Annotated in this window: 2 protein-coding genes and 1 pseudogene; all 3 read right to left on the bottom strand. The window is 32.7% G+C overall.

Features of this window, described 5'->3' with window-relative positions:
* Window positions 1-217 precede the first annotated feature (217 nt).
* The gene (locus B0A78_RS04335; RefSeq protein WP_169859092.1) at window positions 218-994 is read right to left on the bottom strand and encodes a tyrosine-type recombinase/integrase; all 777 of its coding nucleotides are present in this window, start codon (window positions 992-994) and stop codon (window positions 218-220) included.
* Window positions 987-2,021, bottom strand: a complete 1,035-nt coding sequence (locus tag B0A78_RS04330; protein WP_097609421.1) for a tyrosine-type recombinase/integrase — start codon at window positions 2,019-2,021, stop codon at window positions 987-989. Before B0A78_RS04330 ends, B0A78_RS04335 begins: the two co-directional genes overlap by 8 nt.
* Window positions 2,022-2,082: 61 nt before the next feature.
* A pseudogene (locus tag B0A78_RS04325) lies at window positions 2,083-2,555 on the bottom strand (hypothetical protein); the annotation flags it as partial.

The raw sequence follows: 2,555 nt of genomic DNA, 5'->3' as shown, positions 1-2,555 counted from the left end.
GGAAGTGAACGTGTGAAGACGAGGACAAGCGAACAAGTATATAAAACGGCTCTTTTTTCGGAGTGGTTTTATATACTTGTGCGCTTGTGGACTGTGCAATGGAGAGAGGCACGAACGACTGGAACAGCCGAGCGGAACTAAGAGAACGACCGGAGGGAGACCGCTTGATGGCTTCTACAGTGTCTGTAAGGTTAAATTTTAACTAGTATTTTTGGATTTATTTTATTGGATGAAAAGAGTTGACCATTTCGTGGAGCTCTTCTAAATTATCTTGCTGATACCTTTCTGTCGAACTTATATATCTGTGTCCTGCAAAGTATTGCGTTTTTCGTAAGTTGTTTGTTTTTAAATAGTTTACTATCACACTGTTTCTGATTTGGATGGCGTTTTGATAATTGTAATTGATGAGCTTTAATTCCTCACTTAATTTCTTTAAAACGTTACTAATATTGGTATTTCCGTAACTACTTGTAAATAAACTTTCTTCGTGTTTGGGTACTATTTGTGGTCTAATTTCTTTTATATATTCCATTAGTTCCATTAATTGCCACGGTTTGAGTTCTAGTGTTCTGCCATTGGTTTTGTTAGTTTGTGGTATGTGTATTTTACCTTTGTACAATTCTATGTGTTCTTCTTTTAGATATTGTAGTTCTTTGGTATGTAATCCTTGATACACTAGTAATCCTATAATTATTTTGTTTCTTTTTCTGGCTAGATCATTGTTTTTTGTTTCGTAGCTGTAATATAAATCCTCTAACTCGTCAGCAGTTAATAAATGTCCTAATACTGTTTTTACTTTGCCTTTGATGTTGATATTTTCTATGGGATTGTCTGCTCTGTAATTTTCTTCTTGTAAGTAGTTGAAGTATATTTTTAAACTCCCAATGTAGCTTTGTAAAGTGTTGGTTTTAATTCCTGTTTTTTTTAATTCTTCGATGTATTTTAAAAATGTTTTATAATCGATGGTTTCTTTTGTAGTACCAAAATTATTCATCCATATATCGAGGCGATTGATAGCCCTTTGGAATATTGGAAAACTTTTGCTCGCGTAGCCTTGTTTCTCGAAGTAAGTTGTGAAGTTGTTCATCGTTATTGGTTTTTGCTTTATCTTCTAATAAATGGGTATAAATTTGTGTGCTTTCTAAACTGGAGTGTCCTAAAAATTGACTGATGGTTTCGATGTTTGCGCCTTTTTCAAGTAAGTGAGTTGCAATACTGTGTCTTAAAATATGTGGTGTAATTTGCTTTTTTATAAGGATTTTGTTTTGTGTTTCTTCTGCCAATATTTTTAATCTATTGCACAAGCTTTGTCCTTGTAATGGTTTGCCTCGATAGTTGATTAACAGATTTTCTGTTTGTTTGTAGTTGTAAAACGCTGGTCTGTAATCGTAAATATATTCTTCAATAATCTTTAAATTGTAATCGTTTATGGGTACATATCTTTCTTTATAGTTTTTTCCTTTTCTAACATAAATCCGTTCTTTATCGAATAATATGTCTTTGATTTCTAGATTGATGGCTTCGTTTCTTCGTAATCCTGTGCTGTATAATAATACTAAAATTACTTTGTCTCGTTTTCTTATTTTTTCTTGATTGTTGCTGTTTTCTGTGGCTTTAAATAATTGTTTAATTTCTTCTTGGGTTAAAACTTGTAAACTATCTCTTTGGCTGTATTCTTCTCTTTTTAGATGGATGGGTAATGGTTTGGCGTTGTGTTCTTTTAGGTAGTCGTTAAACTTAAATAGTGCTTGTATGTGCTTGTTGAGATAGGCTTTGGAAAGTCCGCCGTCTCGGGTTTTATTGCCCCTTGTTTTTAAATAGTTGTAATATTCTTTAATTATTTGTACATTGATTTGGTTGATTTTATTAATGTTTTCGTTTTCTAGGTAATGCAAAAACTCTTTGAGGTGATTGGGTAAATTGTACAGCGTAGTATCGGCATAACCCAGTATATCCAGCCAATTGGCAAAGCTGTTGAGTAGCTTTTTGTAACTTTCGTTTGTTATTTTTAACTGTTTCATCTTTCATTTTTTTTTATTTTTTGGTATGTGTTGTTTTTTGGATTATTTTTATTTTTTACTCTTAACTAGCTGATTTTGTTTTCTTTGTGCGTTCCGTTTTGATGGTGGAACTTTGTTGAACTGTGGAACGGTTGATTTGGTCGATACATTCTTGCAATGCCTGACTTATTTGCTCCTCTAACTCCTTGTATTCATTGGGGTTTGTGATTTCGTAGTACTGTGTAGGTTCTCCCTTTTTCTTTACTTTTTTTAAGTGATTGTTTTCTAATAGTTGTTGGTGGTATCTCCATTGAGTAGTTTTGGTTAATCTTAATTTTCTTCTAATTTCATAACTGGTAAATACTACTTGGTTTTGTTCTTGTAAATAGATTTTTAAGTTTTCGAGGTAGTTTCGTGAGGCTCCTGTAATAGTGTCGCTTTTTCGTAGTAGCACTTCTTTAATAAGTTCGTTGGCTTCTTGTATGTCTTCTACTGATGTTTCTATATATTCTTCGCCTGTTTCTTTATCAATATAGTGGAACTTTTGGTATTGTT

The organism is Flavobacterium columnare NBRC 100251 = ATCC 23463, from assembly GCF_002530675.1.
GTDB lineage: Bacteria > Bacteroidota > Bacteroidia > Flavobacteriales > Flavobacteriaceae > Flavobacterium > Flavobacterium columnare.
Note: the sequence above shows the minus strand (reverse complement) of the source record. Positions and strands in the feature narration are given on the sequence as shown.

Coding starts and splice junctions, on each gene's coding strand:
- B0A78_RS04335 (WP_169859092.1), bottom strand. CDS start 994: ATGAATAATTTTGGTACTACAAAAGAAACCATCGATTATAAAACATTT.
- B0A78_RS04330 (WP_097609421.1), bottom strand. CDS start 2,021: ATGAAACAGTTAAAAATAACAAACGAAAGTTACAAAAAGCTACTCAAC.